The following is a 23,772-nucleotide window of genomic DNA, read 5'->3' as shown; positions in this document are numbered from 1 at the left end:
TCAAGGTTTCAGGCCGGTTGTTCTCCCGCCCGATCTGATCGCCTACTTGTCTATAATCGCTTGATAGAACGCGTCTATCTAACTGATCTTGCAAGGACGTTCGGCGCGCAGTCGGCGTCTGGCGCACCATGAGCCTTTTGGCGCGCGAGTTTCGACCGATACTTTTGGATAGGTCCAGGCTGAGAGCGTGCTCAGCGGCGCAGGACGGGCGGCGTCAGCGGGCCGTGGAGACCCGCTCGAACGGGCGCACGACGCCCATCAGCGCGCCGTAGGGCGCAAGCAGAAGCCCGGCGCCGACAGCCTTCACGACGAAGTCGAACACCGCGAGGCTCAGCCACAGCGGAACGACCGCGAGGCCAAGCAGAGGCGTGGCGCCCGACATCGCCGGATCGCCCCAGAAAGCCAGAGAAAAGAACAGGAACGTGTCGAGCAGGGAACCGAGCAGGCTCGCGACCAACGGCGCGCGCCACACACGTTCCGCGGCGCAGCTTCGCGAACACCGAGACGTCGAGCAGTTGCCCGAGCAGGAAGGCGGTTCCGGACGCGAGCGCGATGCGCGGGGTCGCGAGCATCAGCGAGAGGACGACCGCGATCGCGAAGCCCGCATAGACCGCGCGACGCGCGGCCGCAGGCCCGAAGCGGCGATTGGTGAGATCGGTGACCAGGAACGCGACCGGATAGGCGAACGCGCCCCAGGTCAGCTTGTCCTCGAGGCCCGAAATGGTCACGGGATGCTGGACAAGAACGTTCGACGCCGCGACGAACAGGGTCATCGCGGCGACGGGCAGGATCAGATCCTTGAGCGATGCGGCCGGGGGCGCGGCCCCGCGATCCGCGTCGGCGTCGATCAGGACGCCGCCTGCTGCTCGGAGCCGGTCTCGGCGCCAGCCTTGGCGATCTTGCGCTTCAGCTCGCGCGCGCCCTGGCTGAGGTCGGTCTCGGAGGCCTTCGTAAGGAAGGCGTCGAGGCCGCCGCGATGCTCGACCGAACGCAGGGCGTTGGCCGACACGCGCAGGCGCACCGACTGGCCGAGCGCTTCGGAGATCAGCGAGACCCGCACGAGGTTCGGGCGGAAGGTCCGCTTGGTCTTGTGGTTCGAATGGCTGACCTTGTGGCCGACGAGGACGGCCTTGCCGGTCAATTCGCAACGCCGCGACATGGGGCGTACTCCTGAAAGTCGTTTCGCCGTCCGAAGACGGCGTCTGGCGTCCGTTCCGGCCGGAACCGGACGGGCGCGCGCCCGCGGACGGTGAATGAGAAGGCGGCGCTATAGATGAGCGCGGCCGCGCGGTCAAGGAAGCTTGCGGACGCCGGCCGCCGAAACTGCTGTTCGCGGCGGCTTCCGCGCGCCTTGGGAGAGCCTCACAATGGACCGAATCAGCGGTACGCTGCCGTCAAAGATCAGCGGCCGGCCGATCCTGGCGCCGCATCGTCAGTCGAAGAGCACCATGCAGTTCGCTTTCCCGGCCGCAAGGCCCCGCCATCGGCGCGTCGCCGCGACGCTCGCTTTCATGGCGGCGCTCGGCCCCGCTTTCGCCCTCCCCGCCGCGGCCGAAACCCGCGTGCGCGCCCGCTACGCCGTCTCGGTCGCGGGGTTCGACATCGGAACCGCCACGATGCAGACCGGCATCGGCACGTCGACCTACGACATCAATCTCAGCGTGCGCATGAGCGGGCTCGTCAAGTTCATCACCGGCGGCAAGGCGGCGGCGACCTCTCGCGGCTCCTACGGCGAGGCGCGGGTCGTTCCGGCCGCCTACGCCATCAACACCCGCGCCAAGGACAAGGGCCAGGTCATCCGCTTCGCCCTCGCCGGCGGCTCGGTGCGCCAGCTCTCGGTCGAGCCGCCGCCGAAGCCGAACAGCAACGTCATTCCGGTGACGGAGGCCGACAAGCGCAACATCGTGGATCCGCTGAGCGCCGTCATGATGCCGGTGTCGGGCGGCGGAGACCCGCTCTCGGAGAAGGCGTGCGACCGCACGCTGCCGGTGTTCGACGGCCGCCAGCGCTACGACGTCGCGCTGCGCTACGACCGGATGGAGACGGCCAAGCCCGACACCTCCGAAAACGCCGACCCCAACGCCAAGGGCAACTACGAGGGCAAGCTCGTGGTCTGCCGCGCGAGCTACAAGGCGATCGCCGGCCACCGTCCCGACAAGGACAACGTGAAGTTCATGGAGAACAACAAGGAGATGGAGGTCTGGATGGCGCCCGTGGCCGGCACGCGCGCGCTGATGCCCTGGAAGATCTCCGTCCGCACCCAATACGGGCTCGCGGTGATCACCGCGACCTCCTTCGTGGTCGACGAGGGCAAGGTCGGACAAGGCAAGGCCGGCGGCGGCAAGGGCGTCGATCTCTAGAGATGACGGGCGGCGGGGCTGATCAGACGAAGACCCGCCGGATCCGCAAATGGGCGATGACCCCGAGCGTCTGGCAGGCGCTGGCGCTCCTCGCCTGCGCGGCGCTCGCGGCCTGCGGCGAGGCCAGCCCGTGGACGGCGCTCGTCGTCGCGCCGCGCAAGGACGTGGCCGGACAGCCGGAATCCGTGGGACTGTTCCGATCGCTCGAAGACTGCCGCGCCGCGGCGGTCGCCAAGCTCGCCGAGCGCGGCTGGAGCGGCGACGGCTCCTACCATTGCGGATACCGATGCGAGCCGCATCGGGACGCCTTCGTCTGCGAGAGCATGCAGCGCTAGCGTCAGGAATGCTAGTCGAGGCGTTCCGGCCCCGGCTGGGCGCACGAGCGAGGTCCGCCGCCACGTCGGAGACCCTTAACGAAGCGTTTCGGCTAAACCCTTGGAACGAATCAGGAATCGACCCCGGGTCGTCGATTCGCCCCGTGTTCGTTCCGCGGCCGTTCGCGAAATCGCGGCTTATGTCGCATCGCCTCGCGCCGGACCGCCGGTTAAGGAACGGTGCATGACCGACGTCGCCGAGCTTGCGCCGGCCCCCGCCTCCGAAATTCTCGCCCCCATGCGCGGCCGGGGCGTGACGGCGGTTCTCGGCCCCACCAACACCGGCAAGACCCATCTCGCCATCGAGCGCATGGCGGCGCACGGCTCTGGCCTCATCGGCCTGCCGCTGCGCCTGCTGGCGCGCGAGGTCTATGGTCGGCTGGTCGAGAAGGTCGGGGCCGAGAAGGTCGCGCTCGTCACCGGCGAGGAGAAGATCAAGCCGCAGGGCGCGCGCTTCTGGGTCGCGACCGTCGAAGCGATGCCACGCGACCTCGACGTCGATTTCGTCGCGATCGACGAGATCCAGCTCGCCGCCGATCTCGACCGCGGTCACGTGTTCACCGACCGCCTTCTAAACTTGCGCGGACGCTACGAGACGCTCGCGCTCGGCGCAGCCACCATGCGCCCGCTCGTCGAGCAGCTTTTGCCCGGCGCGAACGTCGTCACGCGGCCGCGGCTCTCCAACCTCGTCTTCGCCGGCGAGAAGAAGCTGTCTCGCCTGCCGCGCCGGACCGCGATCGTGGCGTTCTCCTCCGAGGAGGTCTACGCCATCGCCGAGCTTATCCGCCGGCAGCGCGGCGGGGCCGCGGTGGTGCTCGGCGCTCTGAGCCCGCGCACTCGAAACGCCCAGGTCGCGATGTATCAGGCGGGCGACGTCGACTACCTGATCGCGACCGACGCCATCGGCATGGGACTCAATCTCGACGTCGACCATGTGGCCTTCGCGGGCGACCGGAAGTTCGACGGCCACCAGTTCCGCCGCCTCAATCCGTCCGAGATGGCGCAGATCGCCGGCCGGGCCGGGCGACATTTGAGGGACGGCAGCTTCGGCACCACCGGACGCTGCCCGCCCTTCGAGCCGGAACTCGTCGAGCGGCTCGAAGGCCACAAGTTCGAGAGCGTCAGGGTGGCGCAGTGGCGCAATCGGGCGCTCGACTTCTCGAGCGTCGAGCGGCTGATCGACAGCCTATCGCGGCCGCCCGCGGAGGCCGGCCTCACCCGCGCGCCGGACGCCGACGACCTCAAGGCGCTCATGAGCCTCGCGCGCCAGCCCGAGATCCGGGACGCCGCACGCGGCGCGCGCGCCGTGTCGCTGCTCTGGGACGTCTGCCTCGTTCCGGACTACCGCAAGATCGCGCCGACGCAGCACACGGAACTTCTCGCCGACCTCTATGGTTTTCTGGTCCGTTTGGGTAAGGTTCCGACCGACTGGTTCGCGCGGCAAGTCGCCGTCACGGATCGGACGGACGGCGACATCGACACATTGTCAGCCCGGATCGCGCATGTCAGGACGTGGACATTCGTCGCGAACCGGCCCGACTGGCTGGACAACCCGGAACATTGGCAAGGGGTGACCCGCGCCGTCGAGGACAGGCTCTCCGACGCGCTTCACGACAGGCTCGCCCAGCGTTTCGTCGACCGGCGCACGAGCGTGCTCATGCGCCGCCTCAGGGAAAATGAAAGAATGGAAGCGGAAATCGACAAGGACGGCGGCGTCAAGGTCGAGGGGCACCATGTCGGGCGCCTCGCCGGCTTCCAGTTCGCGCCGGAGATTTCCGGCGATGGGCCGGACGGCAAGGCGCTGCGCGCCGCCGCCGCCAAGGCGCTGAGCGGCGAGATCGAGACGCGCGCGAACCGCTTCGCCAACTCCTCCGACGGCGACATCGTGCTGGCGGCCGACGGCGCCGTGCGATGGCAGGGCGAGCTCGTGGGCCGCATTGCGAAGGGCGACAAGACGCTTGCGCCGAAGATCCGCGTCTTCGCCGACGACCAGCTGACGGGGACCGCGCGCGAGCAGGTCGACAAGCGTCTCGACCAGTGGCTGCGCGCTCATGTGACGAAGCTGCTCGGGCCGCTCGCCGCGCTTGAGACCGCCGAAGACGTCACCGGGGTCGCGCGCGGAGTCGCGTACCAGCTTGTGGAGGAGCTCGGCGTGCTCGACCGGGCGCGCGTCGCGGAAGAGGTGAAGGGCCTCGACCAGACCGCCCGCGCGGCGCTGCGCAAGCACGGGGTCCGGTTCGGCGCGCATCACATCTATCTGCCGCTGCTGATGAAGCCCGCGCCGCGCGCGCTCGCGGCCCAGCTCTGGGCGCTGACCCACGACCTCGACACGGACTCCAATGTCGGGGACGTGGCGCATCTCGCCGCCGCGGGCCGCACGTCGATGCCGGCCGACCCGCAGATCGACAAGGGCGTGTATCGCGCGCTCGGCTACCGGGTCTGCGGAGCGCGGGCGATCCGCGTCGACATTCTCGAGCGCCTCGCCGACCTCATCCGCCCCGCGATCGCCTGGAAGCCCGGCCAGCCCGGAACCCCTCCCCCCGGCGCGACCGACGGCTACGGATTTACGGTGACGGTCGCCATGACGTCGCTCGCCGGCTGCTCGGGCGAGGACTTCGCCGCGATCCTGCGCGCGCTCGGCTACCGCATGGAGCGCAAGCCCAAGCCGGCGGCTCCGGAGCCTGCGGCGGCGGCCGCGCCAGCCGCCGAGTCGACTGCGGAAGCAGCCGCGGGCGAGATCGCCGAGACGGTCGAGACCTCCGTTCCGGATTCCGGAACGATCGACGCCTCCAGCGAAGCCGTCGATGCGGCTCCTGCCGAGGAACCGGCCGCTGAGGCGGTGGAGTCTGAGACTGCGTCAGCGGAAGAACCCGCCGCGGAGTCGGCGCCCGTGGCCGACGCCCCGGTGTTCGACGCAGCGGAAGACGCGCCCGCCCTGCTCGATCCCGCCGCGTCGGACGACATCGCGATCGAGACCGCCGCCGAAGCCGTCGAGGAGGCGGCTCCCGGCGCCGAGCCGACTGCAGAAGCCGCTGAAGCCGTCGCCGAAGCCAGCGTCGAGGCCGCCGAGGAGGCCGCTCCGGACGCCACGGCCACGCCCGCGGCCGACGCCGCGGCGGTCGAGCCCGAATTCATCGAGGTCTGGCGTCCCGGCGGCTTCGGCCGTCGCGAGCAGCGTCCCGGTCGCGACAACCGCCGCGGTCCCGGCAGGCCCGGCGAGCCGCGGCCCGAGGGCGAGGCGCGCCCCGGTGGACGGCCGGGCGGCGATCGCCGGCATTCCGGCCCCCGCGCCGGCGGAGACCGCGGCCCCCGTCAGGGCGAACAGAGGACTGGCGACCAGAAAGCTGGCGAGCAGCGTTCCGGCGAGCCCCGCCAGGGCGATCAGCGCGGCGAGCGGAAGTTCGGCGGCCGTCCAGGCGGGACGGGTCGTCCCGGCGGCGAGGGACGCCCGGGCGGCGGCGACCGCCGCGGTCCGCGGCCAGAACGCGGCGACCGCGGCAAGCGCGGGTTCGACGGCCCGATGCAGGCCGGGCCTAAGCGGCCCGAGCGGGCGCTCGATCCAGACTCGCCCTTCGCCAAGCTCGCGGCGCTGAAGGCTCAGCTTGAAGGCAAGGGGCCGGGCAAGGGCAAGGGGCCCGACGGCGACGCCTGAGCGGGGCAGTCGAAGAACTGGCCACGACTCAGGGGCTTCGCCTGCCTCGCCGCCCACGACCTCGGCGCGCGTCGACGTCTGGATGTGGCGCGCGCGGGTGGTCAAGACGCGCAGCCTCGCCGCGAAGCTTGCGCAGTCCGGACATGTGCGCCTCAACGGGCGGCGGATCGACGCAGCCGGCCGCGCCGTGCGGGTCGGCGACGTCCTGACGATCGCGCTCGATCGATCCGTTCTCGTCCTGGAGATCGTCGATCTTGGCGAGCGGCGCGGCCCTGCGGTCGAAGCCCAAATGCTCTACCGCAATCCGATGCGCGCGATTGATCCTGCGTCGCACAATACATTGCGCGCGTTTTATTTCTGCAGTTTTGACATTTCCGCGCCTTATTCATCGCGCCTGAGCAGTTGATTCGCACACATTTCGGCCACGACCTTCTCAATGAGTTTTAATCGGACCTTCAACGCGCCTTAATGAGAAGTTGTTAAACTGCGGACACTGACAGTTTGGTTTCCGTGTGGCACAACTACGTTCAGTCGCAGATCTGTGATCGCTCATTACGCAGCGGTGCTCATTTTTTAGTTTGTCACGAGCGCGTGAGTTCGGTTGTCAGCCGATCATTTTCGGCAAACTCTCATCATGCCTTGTGCAGTGCGGGAACACTTCACGACCATCCAAACCCTCTCAAGGAGCCGCAAATGGCCGACATCATCCACGCCGCGTCGCGTTTTCAGGGCGAAGTCTTCAGCCGCGACAGCGCTCTCTACGAGCGTCTTGCCCGCGAAGGACAGAGCCCCCACGCCCTCGTCATCGCCTGCGCCGACAGCCGCGTCGCGCCCGAGCACCTCACTCAGGCGCGCCCCGGCGAGATCTTCGTGACGCGCAACGCCGGCAACATCGTGCCGCCCTTCGCCCAGATGAACGGCGGCGTCTCCTCCGCCATCGAATACGCCGTGGTCGCGCTCGGCGTGACCGACATCGTGGTCTGCGGCCACTCCTGCTGCGGGGCCATGAAGGCGCTGCGCAACCCCGCCAGCCTCGAGCCGATGCCGAACGTCGCCGCCTGGCTGAAGCACGGCACCGCCGCCCAACGCATCGTCTGCGAGGCTTATCCGGCCGACATGGACGAGGACGAGGCCGTCAAGGCGCTCGCGCTCGAGAACGTGCGCGTGCAGATCGACCACCTGCGCACCCACCCGTCGGTCGCCGCCAAGCTCGCCCGCGGCGAGCTGCGCCTCCACGGCTGGTATTTCGAGATCGAGACGGGACGGATCCTCGCGCTCGACGGAGACGCCAACGAGTTCCTGCCGATCATGGGCGACGACGCGCCCGTGGCGGTCGCGCCGGCGCCTCGCGCCTCGACCCTCTCCGTCGCGGCCGAATAAGGAGAGCTCCCATGAAAATCGGACCTGTCTCCGCCGGCTTGCCGGCCACCCTTTCGCGCGACCTTCTGAGCCGGATCTGCCGGCCTCCATCGTGGTCTTCATGGTCGCGATTCCGCTTTGTCTCGGCATCGCGCTCGCGTCGGGCGTCCCGGCCGAGCTCGGCATCATCTCGGGCGTCGTCGGTGGCGTTCTCGTCGGCCTGATCGGCGGCGCGCCGCTGCAGGTGTCCGGCCCGGCCGCCGGTCTCGCCGTCATCATCTTCGAGATCGTGCGCGAGCACGGGATCGCGGCGCTCGGGCCCATCGTGCTCGCCGCCGGCGCGATCCAGGTCGTGGCCGGCATGCTCGGCCTCGGCGCGTGGTTCAAGGCGATCTCGCCCGCCGTGGTGCACGGCATGCTCGCCGGCATCGGCGTGCTGATCGTCGTCGTCCAGCTCCACGTGCTGATCGACGCCGCGCCGCTCCCCAACGCGCTGCAGAGCCTCATCGCGATTCCGCAGGCCTTCGGCGACGTCGTGAGCCTGTCGACGCCGCAGGGCGCGACCGCGCTCGCGGTCGGCCTCGCCACCATCGCGGTGATGCTCGGTTGGGAGAAGTTCCGGCCGGCCAAGCTGAAGGTGCTGCCCGGCGCGCTCGTCGGCGTCGTGGCGGGTTCGGCCATCGCCGAACTGCTGGCGCTGCCGATCAAGCACGTCGCGGTCCCCCGAGGACGTGTTCGCCAACGTCTTCGCGCTGCCGGGCCTGTTCGAGTTCGGCCAGCTGGCGAGCCCGAGCGTGCTTCTGGCAGCCCTTGTGATCGCCGTGATCGCGAGCGCCGAAACGATGCTGTCGGTCGCCGCTGTCGACAAGATGCACGACGGGCCGCGCGCGAAGTACAATCGCGAGCTCGGCGCGCAGGGCGTCGGCAACGCCGTCTGCGGGCTCTTCGGCGCGTTGCCGATGACGGGCGTGATCGTGCGCTCCTCGGCCAATGTGCAGGCGGGCGCCAGATCGCGCTGGTCCGCGATCCTGCACGGGCTGTGGCTGCTCGCCTTCGTCGCGGCGCTGCCGCAGGCGCTTGAGCTGGTGCCGACGGCGGCGCTCGCGGGCATTCTGATCGTCACCGGCTGGCGACTGATCCAGTTGGAGCACGCCCGCGGCCTGTTTCAGCGCCACGGCGCGCTGCCGGCGGCGGTGTGGGCCGCGACGCTGATCCTTGTCGTGGCGGTCGATCTCCTGACCGGCGTCCTCGTCGGCCTGGCGCTCGCGATGGTCGAGATCGTGCCGCATCTCAGGAAGCGCTATCTCGTCGTCCATACCGGCGAGGAGAAAGACGGCTCGGTCTCGGTCCGCCTCGCGGGCTCGGCCACCTTCCTGCAGCTGCCGCAGCTCGAGAAGGCGCTGGCGGACGTGCCGGCGGGCACCGACGTGAAGCTCGAGACCCGCCGACTCGACTACATCGACCACACCACGCGCGAGATGCTGACCGAATGGGCGGACCGCCGGTCGAACGGCGGCGGCGCGCGCGTCCACCTCGAACGACCCTCCGCGCGCCACGAGGAACGGCTCGCGGCGGCGCTCGCTCAGCCTGAAAGGTAACCCCTCGTTGCGCCGGGACCCTTGCGCGGTCCCGGCGCCTTCGCTACGTCGAGCGTCTTGAGTACGGGAGACGCCGATGACCTACGTGGTCACCGATAACTGCATCCGCTGCAAATACATGGACTGCGTCGAGGTCTGCCCCGTCGACTGCTTCTATGAAGGCGAGAACATGCTCGTCATTCACCCCGACGAATGCATCGACTGCGGGGTGTGCGAGCCGGAATGCCCGGCCGAGGCGATCAAGCCGGACACCGAGCCTGGGCTCGAATCTTGGGTTAAGCTTAACGGCGATTACGCCCGCACGTGGCCCAACATCACCATCAAGCGCGACCCCCCGGACGACGCCAAGGAGTTCGACGGCAAGACCGGCAAGCTGGAGACGTATTTCTCTCCGGAGCCCGGCGAAGGCGACTGACGCGGCCTCTGGGCTGCGCCGCCGGGCATGCGCCGTCAACCGCGCTCTGATTGATTTTTAAGACCGTTCGTGTTACATACGACACAACGGTCGAACACGACGCCGCACCGTCCGTCCTGTGACGGAATCTTTCGGCACTCATTCTGGAACAAGCGATTTTCCGCAGCCGACGGCGTCGGACGGGAAGCCTCTTGCGCTGTCGAAAGACTTGAACGCCCCTCGCCGCGGGCGCTCGCCTTGCGCGCCTTCCGACCGGAGCGCCGGCCCTTTTGGCCGGATCAAGTCGATGCTCCGGACGCTTCTGTCCGGCGCGGCAAGGAGTGCGGACCGGCATGACCACCAAGAAAACGTCGCAGGGCAAGCAGGGCTTCAAGACCGGAGAGCACGTGGTCTACCCGTCGCACGGCGTCGGCCGCATCGTCGCGATCGAGGAGCAGGTGATCGCCGGGCATACGCTCGAGCTGTTCGTCATCAACTTCGAGAAGGACAAGATGACCCTGCGCGTTCCCGTGGCGAAGATTTCTTCGGCCGGCATGCGCAAGCTTTCCGAGCCGGACCTCGTCGCCAAGGCGCTCGAGACGCTGACCGGCCGCGCGCGCGTGAAGAAGACCATGTGGAGCCGCCGCGCCCAGGAATACGAAGCGAAGATCAACTCCGGCGACCTCATCTCGATCGCCGAGGTGGTCCGCGACCTGTTCCGCGCCGACACCCAGCCGGAGCAGTCCTACAGCGAGCGCCAGCTCTATGAGTCGGCCCTCGACCGCATGATGCGTGAGGTCGCGGCCGTCCAGAAGCTGTCGGACATCGAGGCCCAGAAGCTCATCGAGGCCCAGCTCGCCAAGGGCCCGCGTCGCGGCAAGGCCGAAGAGGCCGAGGCCGAGGCGGACTCCGAGGGCGAGGCCCAGGACGAGGCGGCCTGACAAGACCCCTCTTTCTTCGAACGACGAAGCCCGGCGCCTGCGCCGGGCTTTTTCGTTTCAGCTCCCGGCGCGCGATCGACACAGCTTGCGCCTTGCCGCCACCGCATCGTGGCGACGAGCGCCGATCGGTCGGGCCGTCGCTCGCATATCTGTCAGCCGACCTCGCCGTCATCCGCGCCGAAGAGGCGGAATGGGGCGTCTGACTCCCAGCTGATGGGCGGTCGACGAAACCAGCCGCCGGACCGGCGTTGCGTTCGGCGATCTCCGACTGCGCGGCGTCTTGACCTTGACGTTCGAAAATGACGGTCGACGTGTGGGTCGCATCCCGACGCCGACAAGGCCTTGAAACGCTTGATCACGAAACCGTGATCGCGATTCTCCATTTTTCGTCCGTCCTTTTTGGCTCCCCGCGCGTTGGAGATGGGTGAACGTCGTCCACCGGCGGCGTCCGAGGGGAGTTGCAAAATGTCCCAAATGGCCGGCGTCCGCCGTCGTTTCGTTCGCGCCGCGATGGAGGCGCCGTTTCTGGAACGGGACGAAGAGCATCAGCTCGCCGTGCAATGGAAGGACGACAAGGACGAGCAGGCGCTGCACCGACTGGCCGCCGCTCATATGCGGCTGGTGATCGCGATCGCGGCCCGCTTTCCGTCACTACGGCCTGCCGATGCCCGACCTCATCCAGGAGGGACATGTCGGACTGCTGGAGGCCGCCGCCCGCTTCGAGCCGGAACGCGAGGTGCGCTTCTCCACCTACGCCACCTGGTGGATCCGCGCCGCGATCCAGGACCACATCCTGCGCAACTGGTCGATCGTGCGCGGCGGCACCAGCTCCGCCCAGAAGGCGCTGTTCTTCAATCTGCGCCGCCTGCGCGCCCGCCTGTCCAAGAACGGCGAGCCCATGGCCCCCGGCGTCCTGCACGGCAAGATCGCCGAGGCCGTCGGCGTTTCGGTGAACGACGTGGCGCTGATGGATTCGCGCCTGTCCGGTCCCGACATGTCGCTCAACGCCCCGATGATCGACAGCGACCCGAACTCCTCCTCCGAACGCGTGGATTTTCTCGTCGACGGCGCGCCGCTGCCCGACGAGACGGTCGGCGACTCGATCGACACCGAGCGTCGCGTGCGCTGGCTCCGCGCCGCGCTCAGCGTGCTGAATGAGCGGGAACTGAAGATCGTGCGCGCCCGCCGCCTCGCCGAAAGCGCCGTGACGCTCGAGGCGCTCGGCGAAAAGCTCGGGATCTCCAAGGAACGCGTCCGCCAGATCGAGAACCGCGCGCTGGAAAAGCTCCGCCGCGCGCTGGTCGAGCGCCATCCGCAGGAAGCGATGGGCGTCGCCGCGCACTGACGGACCGGCGGCCCGACGCCGCACAGGTTTAAAAGCCCCGGTCGCCGCAAGCGGCCGGGGCTTTTTCATGCGCGCGTCCGGTCCTTCGGAAAAGCGGAGGCTTCTCCACCGTCGTCCCCGAAGACCCGGGATGGCGGCTGAACCGCCCGTCTCGCGATCGTCAGGCGACGAAACGGCGCCAGGCTTCAGGGATTGGCGGGCGGCGCTGGCGAGGTGGAGGCGCTGCGCCAGGCCGAAAAGGCCTCCTGGAACGCCTGCGAGCCCGGCGTGCCCTTCTCAAGCGTCAGCACGGCGCGGCGGCCGTTGTCGTAGAGGATCGGGATGTCGATCCAACCGCGGTCGCGCAGCAACTGCTCGTTCACCGAGCGCTCGGTGTCCATGTTCGACAGGCCGATCAGAAAGAAGCCGCTCGTCACCCGCACCGACAGGCCGGAAACCGCCGCGCCGCGGGCCGCCTCGTCGGCCTTCATCAGCACGCCCGGCACGTTGGAGATGCCCGCGTTCGGGAAGTCTTCCGGCAGGGTGAACTGGATCTCGATCGTGTGGCTCGCCGGCAGCGTCGCGTCGGCGTTGCGGCGGATCGTCAGCGTCGCGCGCAGCTTGCGGCCCGGGATGTCGATGTCGCCGCGCAGCGCGGTCTCGAGCGCCTGGTCAGGGCCGCCGCTCACCGATTCGGTGCGCCACGTCACCGTGCCCTGCGAGGCCTCGCCGGACTGCTGGTTGGGCCCTTCCTCGTAAAGAACCGCGCGCTGGGCGACCAGCGGACCGGCCTGGCCGGCGTCTTCCTGCGCCGGCTGGGCGGGCGTCGCCGGCTGGGCCGCGGGCGCGGCCTCGCTCGGCGGCGGCGCGGTCGGCTCGGGGGCGCGGGCGACGTCCTGCTCGGGCTGGGCCGCGGGCGCGGACGGCTCCGCCTGCGGGGCGGGCGTCTCGGCGCCGTCCTGCGTCAGGCGGTCGGAGGCCTTCTCATCGCTCGTCGCGGCGGGCGGCTCGGACGTCTGCGGACGCTCGGCCGTCTGCTGCGTGGACGGGGTTCCGCCCCCGAACAGCGCCGCGATCTGGCCGCGGGCGGCGAACAGCCCGGCGCCGACCGCGATGACGGCGAGCGCCGCGATCGCGACCATCGGCCCGGAGCGCTTCGTCCCCTGCTGGTCGCGCGCGGCGGCGCCGGACTGGATGATGGGGCGCCCGTCGGCGCGCACGGAGGGGCGCGACTGGGCCGGACGGTCGGCGGCGGCATCCGGCGCGGGCTTTTCGCGGCGTGGTTCGGGCTTCGGCGCGGTGGAGGCGGAGGGCCGCGCCTCCGCCGCGTTGGCGGGCGGCGGCGGAGCGGAGGGGCGAGGCGGCGGAGCCGGGGCGCGCGGCGCGGCGGGAGCCGCGGCGGCGGACGCAGGCGCGCCGGCCCCCGTCTCGATCCGCCGGATCGCCTCTTCGAGCTGCGACTGCTCGCGACCGATGTCGTCTTCCGACAGCGGCGGCTCGATCGCCCTTAGCTGACGCGTGATGGCCGCCCGCGCGCGTTCATAGACGGCGCGGCGCGCTTCGGGCGTGTTGTTCTCGAGTCCCGCGACGGCGCGCGAGAGGACTGGGAAATAGTCGGCCATAGATCACGACATAAGCCAGCGCCCGCTCTGCGTCGAGGGCGAGAAAGCCACGGGGGTCAGGGTATTCCCGAAGGTTTTTCTTCAGTCCTCGAAGGGATCGGCGACGAGGATGGTGTCTTCCCTTTCCGGCGAAGTGGAGACGAGCGTGATCGGACAGCCGATCAGCTCCTCGACCCGGCGGACATATTTGACCGCCTGCGCCGGCAGCGCGCCCCAGGAACGGGCGCCCGCGGTGGTGCCCGACCAGCCTTCGATCGTCTCGTAGATCGGGCGGATCCTCGACTGCGCGCCCTGGCTCGCGGGCAGCCGGTTGATGGTCTGGCCGTCGAGCTCGTAGCCCACGCAGACCTTGATCTCGGACAGCCCGTCGAGCACGTCGAGCTTCGTCAGCGCGATGCCGTCGATGCCGGAGATGCGCGCCGTCTGGCGCAACGCCACAGCGTCGAGCCAACCGCAACGGCGCGGGCGGCCCGTCACGGTGCCGAACTCGTGACCGCGCTCGCCCAGGCGCCGGCCGATCTCGTCGGTGAGCTCGGTCGGGAACGGCCCCTCGCCGACGCGGGTGGTGTAGGCCTTGGCGATGCCGAGCACGTAGCCGACCGCGCGCGGGCCGAGGCCCGAGCCCGTCGCCGCCTGGCCCGCGGTGGTGTTGGACGAGGTCACGAACGGATAGGTGCCGTGGTCGACGTCGAGCAGCGCGCCCTGCGCGCCTTCGAACAGGATGCGCTGGCCGGCGCGCACGCGCTCGTCGAGGATCTCCCACACCGCCTCGACGTAGGGCAGCACCTTGGGAGCGGCGCTCGCGAGTTCTTCGTAGATCGACTCGCGGGTGAGCTCCTCAAGGCCGAAACCGCGGCGCAGCGCATTGTGGTGGCTGAGCAGCCGGTCGATCTTCGGGCCGAGCGTCGGCAGATTGGCGAGGTCGCGCAGGCGGATGGCGCGGCGGCCGACCTTGTCCTCATAGGCCGGGCCGATGCCGCGCTTGGTGGTGCCGATGCGGGTGCCCTCGTTGGAGCCCTCGCGCAGCGCGTCGAGCTCGCGATGGACCGACAGGATCAGCGTGGCGTTGTCCGCCACCTTGAGGTTCTCGGGCGTGATGGCGACGCCCTGGCCCTTCAGCTTCTCGATCTCGCTCGCCAGCGCGTGCGGGTCCACCACCACGCCGTTGCCGATGATCGAGAGCTTGTCGGGCCGCACCACGCCCGAAGGCAGCAGCGAGAGCTTGTAGACGTTCTCGCCGATGACGAGCGTGTGGCCGGCGTTGTGGCCGCCCTGGAAGCGCACGACGACGTCGGCTTTCTCCGACAGCCAGTCGACGATCTTGCCCTTGCCCTCATCGCCCCACTGGGCGCCGACGACCACGACGTTGGCCATGCGACCTCACCTTTCACGCAGCCCCTTCAGGGCGCGGACAATAAAAAACCCCGGCGGGAAGCGCCGGGGTCTTCCCGCGGCTTGCTAAAGGATCGGCGGGTGAGTGGCAAGGCTTCGACGGCGAGACTGCATGCGAAGACTTGCGTCGGCCGTTTCGCCGTTGCGGCGGCGGCCGCCAATCCCGATCTCTGCGGTCCGAACGGTCCCCCCGAGGTTCCCAGATGTCTCAAGACGCCGCGCCGCTTCCAGCCCTCTCGCTCGAGCTTGCGGAGCTCGCCGTCTCCGACCTCGCGCGCTCGGCCGGGTTCTATGAGCGGGCGGTCGGCCTCCGGCGTCTTCGCGAGACCGCGGACATGGTGGAGCTCGGCGGCGAAGGCGGGCGCCCGATTCTGCGGCTGACGGAAAGCCGCGACGCCCGGCCGAAGCCCGCGGACGCCGCCGGCCTTTTCCACGTCGCCTTCCTGCTGCCCGACCGCGCGGCGCTCGCCACCGCCTTCGCGCGCCTCGCCAACGCCGGCCTTCTCACCGGCGCCTCCGACCATCTCGTCAGCGAGGCGATCTATCTCGACGACCCCGACGGCCTCGGGATCGAGATCTATCGCGACCGCCCGAAGTCCGAATGGCCCTACGCCGACGGCCGGCTGAAGATGGCGACCGAGCCGATCGACCAGCGCGGCCTCGTGGCGGAGCTTGCGCGCGACGCAGCCCTCGACGCGCCGGCGCCGGCGGCGACGACCGTGGGGCATCTGCATTTCCAGGTCGGCGATCTCGACGAGGCGCGCGCCTTCTGGGTCGACGCGGTCGGTCTCGAGCTCATGACCACCTATCCGGGCGCGCTGTTCATGAGCGCCGGCGGCTATCACCATCATGTGGCCGCCAATGTCTGGCGGTCGCGGGGACGCAAGCCCGCTCCCGAGGATTGCGCCAGGCTCGCCTCCTTCGAGGTCACGATCCCGGCCGGGACGCTCGCCACGACGGCGACGAGGCTCGACGCAGCGGGAGTCGCGTTCGAAAGGCGCAGCGAGACGTTGCTCGCCCGCGAGCCGTCCGGCGCGATCGCCGTCATGCGCGAACCGGCGCGATGACTTCAGCACCAGGCAACAAATTTTCCAGAAACCGCGTTCAATCCGGCCCTAACCGTCACAACGGCCTTGGAAAATTGGACTGACTCCAAAATTGTAGACGGATTTATCGTTTGCAAAACTCGCCGTGAGGAAATAAATGGCTCTCATCGATTTTGCTGGCTGGTTGCAGCGTCGACAACAGACGCTGAAGATCTCTTTCAAATTCGGTTGAACGACGCGGGCGTTCCGCGCCGAAAATTATCGCCTTGAAAGGGCTCATCATGCCGGTCGGCACGGTCAAGTTTTTCAACGTCCAGAAGGGTTACGGCTTCATCGCCCCGGAAACCGGCGGCGGGGACGTGTTCGTCCACATTTCCGCGGTCGAGCGCTCTGGGCTGCACACCCTCGTCGAGGGTCAGAAGGTCTCGTTCGAGGTCGTGCAGGACAAGCGTTCCGGAAAGAGCGCGGCCGAGAACCTTCAGGCCGAGTGATCGGCCTCACACATCTCGCGCATCAAGGCCGGGGCGATCCCGGCCTTTTTGTTTTTGCGCCGCCCGTTAGCGGCGCTGACGCCATGTCTTTCATTGATTTCAAAAAATAGGAGATTTCATTGCTGGTTCATGTCCGCGACAACAATATCGACCAGGCTCTCAAGGCGCTGAAGCGCAAGATGCAGAAGGAAGGCGTGTTCCGTGAAATGCGGGAGCGCCGCGCATACGAAAAGCCGTCCGAGCGACGCAATCGCGAAAAGGCCCAGGCGATCCGTCGGGCCCGGAAGCTCGCCAGGAAGGCGGCCCAGCGGGAAGGCCTGCTGCCCATGCCCAAGCCCAAGGTGAAAGCGGCCGGGCGCCGCTGATCCGGACGGACGAACCGACGGACGCCAGAGATGGTGGGGTCGAGGTCATGGCGACGGATCGCGACATGACCGACCCCGTCTCCCTGTCGGCCCCGATCCCGGTGCTGCGGATGTTCGACGTCGACCGGACCCGCGCGTTCTATCTCGACTTCCTCGGATTCGCGCTCGATTGGGAGCATCGGTTCGAGCCGGACCTGCCGCTCTACATGCAGGTCTCGCGCTCGGGCGCGACGCTCCACCTCAGCGAGCATCACGGCGACGGCTCTCCGGGCGCGGTCGTGTTCGTTCCGATCGTCGGGATCGAGGCGTTTCGCGACGCCCTGCTCGCGAAGGGCTACGCCTACGCCCGTCCCGGCGTCGAAACCGCGCCCTGGGGCCGCGAAATGACGATCGCCGACCCATCAGGCAACCGCCTTCGCTTCTGTGAGCGACGCAAAGCCTAGGCTGTCTCGCGCTTGTCACGTCCTTAAAATCGGTCTAGCGCTTGGCGACTTCTCAACAGACTTGGAGCGTCGTGATGGTTGCGCGTGATGGGCGTCCGACCTGCTTTATTCACATCGGACCTCCCAAGACCGGCAGCAGCACGATCTCCCATTTCGTGGAAGGCAACGCCGAGGCGTTCGCCGAACAGGGCCTCTACGTTCCCAAGATGCCCGCGCTGAAGGGCCGGCCGATGAACGGCCACGGCATCTTCGCCAATGTCGACGAACTCGACGCGCGCGGCGAGCTGAAGCCCGCAGCCAAGCTGTGGCCGGAACTCGAAGAGATCGCGTCGCAGGGCCGTCAGAACATCGTGCTGACGAGCGAATCCTTCGCGCATGCGTTCCGCGACGGCGTGGTCCTCGACCGGATCCTCGCGTTCTTCGAGCGGCACGGCTACGCGGTCGTGATCATCGCCTATCTGCGCGACCAGCCGTCCTCGCTGAACTCGTCCTACGTCCAGAGCCAGAAGCGGCTCGTGAAGCGGATGACGTTCGAGGAGTTCGTCGACGAGGCGGCGCGCACCGGCAAGGTCGATCCGTGGCGCTATCTCGAGCACATCATCGACAATCCGCGGCTCACGCTTGACGCGGGCTGTTTCGAAACCGCGGTCAAGTCGGGCCTCGAGAAGGACATCTCCCGGCGCCTCGGCCTGCCCGACGAGTTCGAGCTCGCCTATCCCGAGGTTCGCAACCGCAACGCCGGCGCCAAGGCGGTGTTCGCGGCGCAGATGATCCTGCAGCAGATCGGCGACATCCGCGCTTCGAAACTTGCCGCCTACAAGAAGATCAACCGCCGCTTCAAGAGCCACTTCGAGGAGCGCGGCTGGACCGAGGCTCCTTATGTGGGCCTCGACCAGGATCTCTACGGCCGCATTCGAGACTACTACAGCGAAGGCAACGAACGGTTCGCGCAGCGCTTCTTCGGCGCGTCCTGGAAGGAGCTGTCGCCCGACCGCGACTACGCCAGGAAGGTGTTCGATCCGGCGACGGCCTCCGAGGAGGAGCTGGCGGAGATCGAGGAGGTCGTGACGGACATGGTCCGCATGATCCAGCGCCTCAACCGCAAGCAGCAGGCGGCCGCCGCGACCGCCGCCACCGCCGAGACCGACGCCGGCGCGCAGGCCATCGAAGACGCGCCCGATCCTCTCGAGGAGAAGACGCTCCGTGAGATGAAGCGAAAGCGCAACGCCCGCGCGGCGAAGGCCATGCAGATCATCGCCGAAGGCGAGCAGGCGGCGGAAGGGAAAGGCGACGCAAAGTCCGGCGGCGGCAAGGGACAGGGCGCCGGCAAGAAGGCCGGCCAGGGCGGCGCCGGCAAGAAGGCCGGCGGGGCCGGCAAGAAAGCCGGCCAAGGCGGGGCCGGAAAGGCCGGAGCGGGCAAAGGCGGCGCCGGGAAGGGCGCGGGCAAGGGCCAGAACAAAGGTCAGGGGCAGGCCGGGAAGACCGGCAAAGGCCAGGGCGGAAAGAGCGGCGGCGCCAAGACGCTGAACATGAAGGCGGGCGCAGGCGCCAAGGCTGGGGGCGCGGGCGCCAAAGCTGGGGGTCAAGGCCGGCTTGGCCAAGGCCAAGGGAGCCGACGCCGAAGGCGCCGGGAAAGCCAAAAAGGCCGGCGGCGACACCAAGGCTTCCGACCGGCCGCAGAACAAGGCTGCGGCGAAACAGGCCGGCGCCGGCGCCGCGAAGCGGTCGGCCGGCGGTCCGGGCAAAGCCAAGGGCGGGCCCGGAAAAACCCAAGCCGGACTTGGCAAGGGACCTGGCAGAGGACTTGGCAAGGGACTTGGCAAAGGGCCCGGCAAGGGCAAGAAAGCTCAAGCGGGCGAGTGACGCCTGCGGGCGCTTTCAGCGCCCATGGAAAGCGCCCCGGCGATTGCGAAAACGCCCGCGCGGAGACATCCGGCGCGGGCGTTCTTGTTCTTGTGCGCCGGACCCGCAAGCGGGTCCGGGCGATCACATCGCGTGGGCTTCGATCGCCGCGACGTTCTTGCGGACCGCGTCCTGAACCTTCTCGAAGGCCCGGACCTCGATCTGCCGCACGCGCTCGCGGGAGACGTTGAACTCGCCCGAGAGCTCCTCAAGCGTCAGCGGCTCGTCGGCGAGGCGACGCGCCTCGAAGATGCGCCGCTCGCGGTCGTTCAGCACCTGGAGCGCCTGGCCGAGCGCCGAGCGCCGGTTGTCGAGCTCCTGGCTGTCGGCCATGCGGGTCTCCTGGCTCTCGCTGTCGTCGACGAGCCAGTCCTGCCATTCCGAAGAGCCCTCGTCTTCGCGCAGCGGCGCGTTGAGCGAGGCGTCGCCGCCCAGGCGACGGTTCATGTCCACGACGTCGGTCTCGGTGACGCCGAGCTTTGTCGCGATCTGCTTCACCTGGTCGGGGCGCAGATCGCCTTCCTCGAAGGCCGAGATCTGGCTCTTGGCCTTGCGCAGGTTGAAGAACAGCTTCTTCTGGTTCGCGGTGGTGCCCATCTTCACGAGGCTCCACGAGCGCAGGATGTATTCCTGGATCGACGCGCGGATCCACCACATGGCGTAGGTCGCGAGACGGAAGCCCTTCTCGGGCTCGAAGCGCTTGACCGCCTGCATGAGGCCGACATTGCCTTCGCTCACGACTTCGCCAATCGGCAGGCCGTAGCCGCGATAGCCCATGGCGATCTTGGCCACGAGACGAAGGTGGGATGTGACCAGTCGATGCGCCGCGTCGCGGTCGCCATGCTCGCGCCAGCGCTTGGCGAGCATGTACTCTTCCTGCGGCTCGAGCATCGGGAATTTGCGGATTTCGTCGAGGTAGCGGCTAAGGCCGCCGTCGCTGACGAGAATTGGAAGTGCGGCTGACGCCATGATTCGCGCCTCCTTCGGCAAGGCCCCCGGCTTTCTGCGGCAGGCCCGGTTCGCGACCGCGGTAAGCCGATCGCTTGTGTGCACTATAACGCAATTCGCGGAATGCGCGCTCAGCGTTACGTGAGCGGCTGCCTTGCATCTCTGCATGATGGCTCACATGACGCCCCGCTAGCGTCATGCACGAAAGCTAACATCTTTTCCTGCGTTACGTTCCAAGCGCCTCAATCAATCCCGCGAGATCGGCGGGCGGCTCGCTTTCAAACATGAGCGTCTCGCCCGTGACCGGATGCGCGAAACCGAGCGTCGCCGCGTGCAGCGCCTGCCGGTTCAGCGCCTCGAGCGCGGCGCGCGCCGCGTCGGAAAGTCGCGAGGCCTTGGTGCGGTGGCCGGCGCCGTAGACCGCGTCGCCCAGCAGCGGGCTGCCGATCGAGGCGAGATGGACGCGGATCTGGTGGGTGCGCCCGGTCTCGAGCCGGCACTCGATGAGCCCCGCGCCCGCCTCCGGGTAGCGCTCCAGCATCTCCCAGTGGGTGATGGCCTCGCGGCCGTCCTGGCGGATCGCGATCTTCTCGCGGTTCTTCACGCTGCGTCCGAGCGGCGCGTCGATCGTCCCGCGCGGCCGGTCCGGCGGGCTCCAAGCGAGCGCGAGATAGGCGCGGACGAGCGGCCCGGTGCGGCCGTGGTCGGCGAACTGGGCGCTGAGCGACTTGTGCGCGGCGTCTGTCTTGGCCACCACCATCAGGCCGCTGGTGTCCTTGTCGAGCCGGTGCACGATGCCCGGCCGCGCCACCCCGCCGACGCCCGACAGGCTCTTGCCGCAATGGGCGATGAGAGCGTTGACGAGCGTGCCGTCGGCGTGGCCCGCCGCCGGATGGACCACGAGCCCCGCGGGCTTGTCGATGACGATGAGCTGCTCGTCCTCGAACACGACCTCGAGCGGAATGTCCTGCCCGACCGGCTCGGCGGGTTCGGGCGGCGGCACGTCGACGAAGATCTCGCCCGCGTTGATTTTGGCCGAGGGGTCTTCTAGCGTCCGGCCCGCCGCGCTGACCGCGCCCTGGCGCATCAGCGCCTGGATGCGGGCGCGCGACAGATCCGGCAGGCGGCTCGCGAGAAAGCGGTCGATCCGCTCTCCGACGTCCGCCTGTTCCGCCACCACGACGCGGCGGTCGACCGGCTCGTCCAGTTCGAGGAATTCGTCAGCCATGACGGCGCAGCCCCGTTCCCAATCGCCGTCGCTCGACGAGATCGCGGACGACGACGATCCCCGCATCCAGCAGGTCTATCGCCGTCTGCGCGTGCTCACGCTTATCGGCGCCCTCACCATGGGCGTGGGCTTCATGGCCGTGATGTCGGTGATCGCCTATCGGCTCGTCAAGTCCAGCCCCGGCGCGCAGGGGCCGGTCGCCGGCCATCTGTCGATCACGCCGGGCGCGAAAGTGCTGTCGACGGCGGCCGGCGACGGCAAGCTGCTGGTCACGGTCGAGGACGGCGGCCGCATCGTGATCCACGTGCTCGACGCCGCGACGCTGAAGGAGACAGGCCGTCTCGACGTCGCCCCGGGAGGTCCGGCGGCCGCGCCGATGCGATGAAAGCGACGCGCAGACAGCGCGAGACGGTATTTCGCTAGCTCGTTTAATGTATTCGCCTGTAGATTACTAGGAAAATTCCCCTATTATACGTAAAACTACGCATTGCTGATGGATGTTGTCGGCGGATAGCAGATCCGTGACAACATTCATCAGGGCCGCCTCGTGATCCGTCTGCTTCTCGCCGGCATGGCGCTTGTCTCCACCTTGGGCAGCGCCGCTGTTGCTCAAAGCTACCAGGCGTCGCGCGACTTCACTCGCGACAACCCGACCGGCGTCTGGCTGTTCGGCTATGGGACGGCGAGCTCCCGCAGCAGCCTCAAGCCGCTGCCGTTCCAGGAGAATTATCCGGAAGACGGTTTCGACGCGTTCTACACGCGCTACACCGTCAAGCGGGACGGGCCATTTCCCCCGCTCCATCGGGTCGGCGTCGGTCTCGGGCGCAACAGCGTGACGGTTGCTGGCGAAGACTCCGGCGTGCTTGCGCCCAACATGCTCGCCATGCTGTCGAGCCGAAGAGCCGGATCCTCCCCTGACACTTACGACACGATCGTCAGGTTCAAGGCTCCGGAGAGCGGCGTCTACGCCTTCGAAGGCTATTACGCGCTGATCGACGATCAGGCGGATCAAGGTTTCACGCCGCTGATCTATCTCGGCGGGCAGAACCTGTCGCGGGAGGCCTTCGGAAAGACCGGCTTCGTTCTGGCCGGGGAACCGGCGGATCCGGCCGCCCGGAAACTCGGCGCGACGAAAAACTTCAAGTTCAGCCTGAAGATGAAGAAGAACGCTCAGGTGTTCTTCAGCGTCCGGCATGCGACCCGGTACATCTACGCGAATGCGCGAGGCGTCGGTTTCGACGTGCGCGTGACGCCCCAATAGCCGCCGACGCCCTGAAACCGACGGCGCGCGTCCGAACCGCCGCGCCGGCCCCGCGCAGTCGCTCCGGAACCGACCCTTCCATGATCAAGCACCTGATCGGCGCCGCCGTCGCGGCCCTCGTCTCCTCCTCGGCCTTCGCGCAGGAGCCGAGCGACATCGCCAGCCGCGATTTCTCGTACGTCAACCCGAACACGATCTGGAAATACGGCACGGGCGTCGTGACCGACCGCCTCAGCCTGGTCCCGTTCGAGGGGCTCAAGGACAATTGCGAGGGCGCCGAAGCGTTCGACTGCTTCAGCGACGCCTTCGGCGCGCTCGGCGTGAACAGCCGCACCAAGGTCTCGGCGACGGCGACCTATGTGCTTCCGCTCAAGGATCTCATCCTCGTGCCAAAGGACGCCGCCAAGGACGTCATCGTGTCGTTCCGCGCGCCGCGGGCCGGAACCTACGTGTTCACGGGCTACTACCGGCTGCTCGGCGCGGCCCCGACGGGCGTCTCGCCGCGGATCTTCGTCGGCGGCAAGGAAGTGACCGCGGAGGCGTTCGGCGAGACCGCGCCCGTCCTGTCGGGCCCCGGCGGCGACCTGACGGTGAAGAAGGCGGGCCAGACGAAGACCTTCACCTTCACGCGCACGCTCAAGGCCTTCGACTTCGTCTCCTTCGGGCTGAACCCGAACGGCGACCCTGCGGGCGACGCCACCGGCTTCGACGTTTCGGCGACGACGCAGTAAGGGCCTGACGGCGCGCGCTCGCCGCGCGCCGGCCGCAGGCGACGCCCGGGGGACGGGCGAGCGTCTCCGTTGGGGGCGCCGCCTCGCCTATGCCCGGACGAGGCACCGCGCCGACGGGCGCATGGCCTCGCGACGTTCCGGCGTTTCGCCCGACCGCCTGAGCCGCTGGCTCGCGCGCGCCGCGCCGTCCCCACCGATATCGGCGCAGACGATGCGTGAGGAAGCGCTCGCGTCGCCCTCTCTGGCGACGTCCCGCCGCGCCGGAGATGGCGGGGAAAACCCAAACTTATCCGTCGTCGCTAACCAGCCGGCAAGGCTGACGCCCTACACTCGGCGAACTT

21 protein-coding genes and 3 pseudogenes are annotated in these 23,772 nt (G+C 68.6%); 18 read left to right on the top strand and 6 right to left on the bottom strand.

The genetic code is table 11. From position 1 onward, the window contains the following. Positions 1–214: 214 nt before the first annotated feature. Both K6K41_RS15855 and rpmB read right to left on the bottom strand, forming a co-directional pair. Positions 215–773, bottom strand: a pseudogene (locus K6K41_RS15855) (queuosine precursor transporter). Positions 774–847: 74 nt separating this feature from the next. After that, positions 848–1,159, bottom strand: a complete 312-nt coding sequence (gene rpmB, locus K6K41_RS15850) for a 50S ribosomal protein L28 (RefSeq protein ID WP_261401324.1) — start codon at positions 1,157–1,159, stop codon at positions 848–850. A gap of 289 nt (positions 1,160–1,448) precedes the next feature. On the opposite strand from rpmB, the gene K6K41_RS15845 reads away from it, so the two are divergent. The 10 genes and pseudogenes from K6K41_RS15845 to K6K41_RS15800 all read left to right on the top strand — a co-directional run bounded on the left by K6K41_RS15845 (position 1,449) and on the right by K6K41_RS15800 (position 12,023). Next, positions 1,449–2,360: a DUF3108 domain-containing protein gene (locus tag K6K41_RS15845; RefSeq protein WP_261401323.1), complete on the top strand. Its 912-nt coding sequence runs from the start codon at positions 1,449–1,451 to the stop codon at positions 2,358–2,360. Between the two features lie 2 nt (positions 2,361–2,362). Next, positions 2,363–2,695: a hypothetical protein gene (locus K6K41_RS15840; protein WP_261401322.1), complete on the top strand. Its 333-nt coding sequence runs from the start codon at positions 2,363–2,365 to the stop codon at positions 2,693–2,695. A gap of 223 nt (positions 2,696–2,918) precedes the next feature. After that, a complete protein-coding gene (locus K6K41_RS15835; RefSeq protein WP_261401321.1) occupies positions 2,919–6,386 on the top strand; it encodes a helicase-related protein in 3,468 nt (1,155 codons plus the stop codon). 82 nt (positions 6,387–6,468) lie between these two features. After that, entirely contained in the window at positions 6,469–6,792 is a 324-nt protein-coding gene (locus tag K6K41_RS15830; RefSeq protein ID WP_261401320.1) for an RNA-binding S4 domain-containing protein, read from the top strand. A 287-nt stretch (positions 6,793–7,079) separates the two neighbouring features. Beyond that, positions 7,080–7,766, top strand: a complete 687-nt coding sequence (locus K6K41_RS15825; protein ID WP_261401319.1) for a carbonic anhydrase — start codon at positions 7,080–7,082, stop codon at positions 7,764–7,766. A 100-nt stretch (positions 7,767–7,866) separates the two neighbouring features. Then, positions 7,867–8,379 (top strand): annotated as a pseudogene (locus K6K41_RS15820) (SulP family inorganic anion transporter); the annotation flags it as partial. 97 nt (positions 8,380–8,476) lie between these two features. Then, positions 8,477–9,343, top strand: coding sequence for a SulP family inorganic anion transporter (locus K6K41_RS15815; RefSeq protein ID WP_315855043.1), 867 nt, complete (start codon positions 8,477–8,479; stop codon positions 9,341–9,343). A 76-nt stretch (positions 9,344–9,419) separates the two neighbouring features. Next, complete coding sequence (gene fdxA / locus K6K41_RS15810) at positions 9,420–9,758, top strand: ferredoxin FdxA (RefSeq protein WP_261401317.1); 339 nt, start codon at positions 9,420–9,422, stop codon at positions 9,756–9,758. Between the two features lie 332 nt (positions 9,759–10,090). Then, entirely contained in the window at positions 10,091–10,678 is a 588-nt protein-coding gene (locus tag K6K41_RS15805; RefSeq protein WP_261401316.1) for a CarD family transcriptional regulator, read from the top strand. A 465-nt stretch (positions 10,679–11,143) separates the two neighbouring features. Further along, positions 11,144–12,023: pseudogene (locus tag K6K41_RS15800) on the top strand (RNA polymerase factor sigma-32). 185 nt (positions 12,024–12,208) lie between these two features. Here the strand turns inward: K6K41_RS15800 and K6K41_RS15795 are convergent. After that, entirely contained in the window at positions 12,209–13,624 is a 1,416-nt protein-coding gene (locus K6K41_RS15795) for a hypothetical protein (RefSeq protein ID WP_261401315.1), read from the bottom strand. A gap of 81 nt (positions 13,625–13,705) precedes the next feature. After that, positions 13,706–14,998, bottom strand: a complete 1,293-nt coding sequence (locus K6K41_RS15790) for an adenylosuccinate synthase (RefSeq protein WP_261401314.1) — start codon at positions 14,996–14,998, stop codon at positions 13,706–13,708. A 221-nt stretch (positions 14,999–15,219) separates the two neighbouring features. Here K6K41_RS15790 and K6K41_RS15785 point away from each other — a divergent pair, with 221 nt between their 5' ends. From K6K41_RS15785 to K6K41_RS15765, 5 genes are all read left to right on the top strand, one after another. Then, entirely contained in the window at positions 15,220–16,083 is an 864-nt protein-coding gene (locus K6K41_RS15785) for a VOC family protein (RefSeq protein WP_261401313.1), read from the top strand. A 260-nt stretch (positions 16,084–16,343) separates the two neighbouring features. Further along, complete coding sequence (locus tag K6K41_RS15780) at positions 16,344–16,553, top strand: cold-shock protein (RefSeq protein WP_261405753.1); 210 nt, start codon at positions 16,344–16,346, stop codon at positions 16,551–16,553. A gap of 119 nt (positions 16,554–16,672) precedes the next feature. Further along, positions 16,673–16,918 carry a 30S ribosomal protein S21 gene (rpsU, locus tag K6K41_RS15775; RefSeq protein WP_261401312.1) on the top strand — a complete coding sequence of 82 codons (246 nt, stop codon included), beginning with the start codon at positions 16,673–16,675 and terminating at the stop codon, positions 16,916–16,918. Positions 16,919–16,965: 47 nt separating this feature from the next. Further along, positions 16,966–17,361 carry a VOC family protein gene (locus K6K41_RS15770; RefSeq protein ID WP_261401311.1) on the top strand — a complete coding sequence of 132 codons (396 nt, stop codon included), beginning with the start codon at positions 16,966–16,968 and terminating at the stop codon, positions 17,359–17,361. 74 nt (positions 17,362–17,435) lie between these two features. Further along, complete coding sequence (locus K6K41_RS15765; RefSeq protein ID WP_261401310.1) at positions 17,436–19,454, top strand: hypothetical protein; 2,019 nt, start codon at positions 17,436–17,438, stop codon at positions 19,452–19,454. Here K6K41_RS15765 and rpoH read toward each other — a convergent pair. Both rpoH and K6K41_RS15755 read right to left on the bottom strand, forming a co-directional pair. Beyond that, positions 19,348–20,235, bottom strand: a complete 888-nt coding sequence (rpoH, locus tag K6K41_RS15760) for an RNA polymerase sigma factor RpoH (protein WP_261405752.1) — start codon at positions 20,233–20,235, stop codon at positions 19,348–19,350. The genes K6K41_RS15765 and rpoH overlap by 107 nt on opposite strands. A gap of 202 nt (positions 20,236–20,437) precedes the next feature. Next, a complete protein-coding gene (locus K6K41_RS15755) occupies positions 20,438–21,439 on the bottom strand; it encodes an RluA family pseudouridine synthase (protein ID WP_261401309.1) in 1,002 nt (333 codons plus the stop codon). Here K6K41_RS15755 and K6K41_RS15750 point away from each other — a divergent pair. The 3 genes from K6K41_RS15750 to K6K41_RS15740 all read left to right on the top strand — a co-directional run bounded on the left by K6K41_RS15750 (position 21,438) and on the right by K6K41_RS15740 (position 23,431). Next, positions 21,438–21,824: a DUF6476 family protein gene (locus K6K41_RS15750; RefSeq protein ID WP_261401308.1), complete on the top strand. Its 387-nt coding sequence runs from the start codon at positions 21,438–21,440 to the stop codon at positions 21,822–21,824. The genes K6K41_RS15755 and K6K41_RS15750 overlap by 2 nt on opposite strands. A 162-nt stretch (positions 21,825–21,986) precedes the next feature. Next, positions 21,987–22,700 carry a hypothetical protein gene (locus K6K41_RS15745; RefSeq protein ID WP_261401307.1) on the top strand — a complete coding sequence of 238 codons (714 nt, stop codon included), beginning with the start codon at positions 21,987–21,989 and terminating at the stop codon, positions 22,698–22,700. An 80-nt stretch (positions 22,701–22,780) separates the two neighbouring features. Further along, positions 22,781–23,431, top strand: a complete 651-nt coding sequence (locus K6K41_RS15740; RefSeq protein ID WP_261401306.1) for a hypothetical protein — start codon at positions 22,781–22,783, stop codon at positions 23,429–23,431. Positions 23,432–23,772 lie beyond the last annotated feature (341 nt).

Source organism: Chenggangzhangella methanolivorans (genome assembly GCF_019797865.1).
In the GTDB taxonomy this organism is placed as follows: Bacteria; Pseudomonadota; Alphaproteobacteria; order Rhizobiales; family Methylopilaceae; genus Methylopila; species Methylopila methanolivorans.
The sequence above is the reverse complement of the archived record's forward strand: the minus strand, read 5'-3'. Positions and strand labels throughout refer to the sequence as shown.

Coding starts and splice junctions, on each gene's coding strand:
- rpmB (WP_261401324.1), bottom strand. CDS start 1,159: ATGTCGCGGCGTTGCGAATTGACCGGCAAGGCCGTCCTCGTCGGCCAC.
- K6K41_RS15845 (WP_261401323.1), top strand. CDS start 1,449: ATGCAGTTCGCTTTCCCGGCCGCAAGGCCCCGCCATCGGCGCGTCGCC.
- K6K41_RS15840 (WP_261401322.1), top strand. CDS start 2,363: ATGACGGGCGGCGGGGCTGATCAGACGAAGACCCGCCGGATCCGCAAA.
- K6K41_RS15835 (WP_261401321.1), top strand. CDS start 2,919: ATGACCGACGTCGCCGAGCTTGCGCCGGCCCCCGCCTCCGAAATTCTC.
- K6K41_RS15830 (WP_261401320.1), top strand. CDS start 6,469: ATGTGGCGCGCGCGGGTGGTCAAGACGCGCAGCCTCGCCGCGAAGCTT.
- K6K41_RS15825 (WP_261401319.1), top strand. CDS start 7,080: ATGGCCGACATCATCCACGCCGCGTCGCGTTTTCAGGGCGAAGTCTTC.
- fdxA (WP_261401317.1), top strand. CDS start 9,420: ATGACCTACGTGGTCACCGATAACTGCATCCGCTGCAAATACATGGAC.
- K6K41_RS15805 (WP_261401316.1), top strand. CDS start 10,091: ATGACCACCAAGAAAACGTCGCAGGGCAAGCAGGGCTTCAAGACCGGA.
- K6K41_RS15795 (WP_261401315.1), bottom strand. CDS start 13,624: ATGGCCGACTATTTCCCAGTCCTCTCGCGCGCCGTCGCGGGACTCGAG.
- K6K41_RS15790 (WP_261401314.1), bottom strand. CDS start 14,998: ATGGCCAACGTCGTGGTCGTCGGCGCCCAGTGGGGCGATGAGGGCAAG.
- K6K41_RS15785 (WP_261401313.1), top strand. CDS start 15,220: ATGTCTCAAGACGCCGCGCCGCTTCCAGCCCTCTCGCTCGAGCTTGCG.
- K6K41_RS15780 (WP_261405753.1), top strand. CDS start 16,344: ATGCCGGTCGGCACGGTCAAGTTTTTCAACGTCCAGAAGGGTTACGGC.
- K6K41_RS15770 (WP_261401311.1), top strand. CDS start 16,966: ATGGCGACGGATCGCGACATGACCGACCCCGTCTCCCTGTCGGCCCCG.
- K6K41_RS15765 (WP_261401310.1), top strand. CDS start 17,436: ATGGTTGCGCGTGATGGGCGTCCGACCTGCTTTATTCACATCGGACCT.
- K6K41_RS15750 (WP_261401308.1), top strand. CDS start 21,438: ATGACGGCGCAGCCCCGTTCCCAATCGCCGTCGCTCGACGAGATCGCG.
- K6K41_RS15755 (WP_261401309.1), bottom strand. CDS start 21,439: ATGGCTGACGAATTCCTCGAACTGGACGAGCCGGTCGACCGCCGCGTC.
- K6K41_RS15740 (WP_261401306.1), top strand. CDS start 22,781: ATGATCAAGCACCTGATCGGCGCCGCCGTCGCGGCCCTCGTCTCCTCC.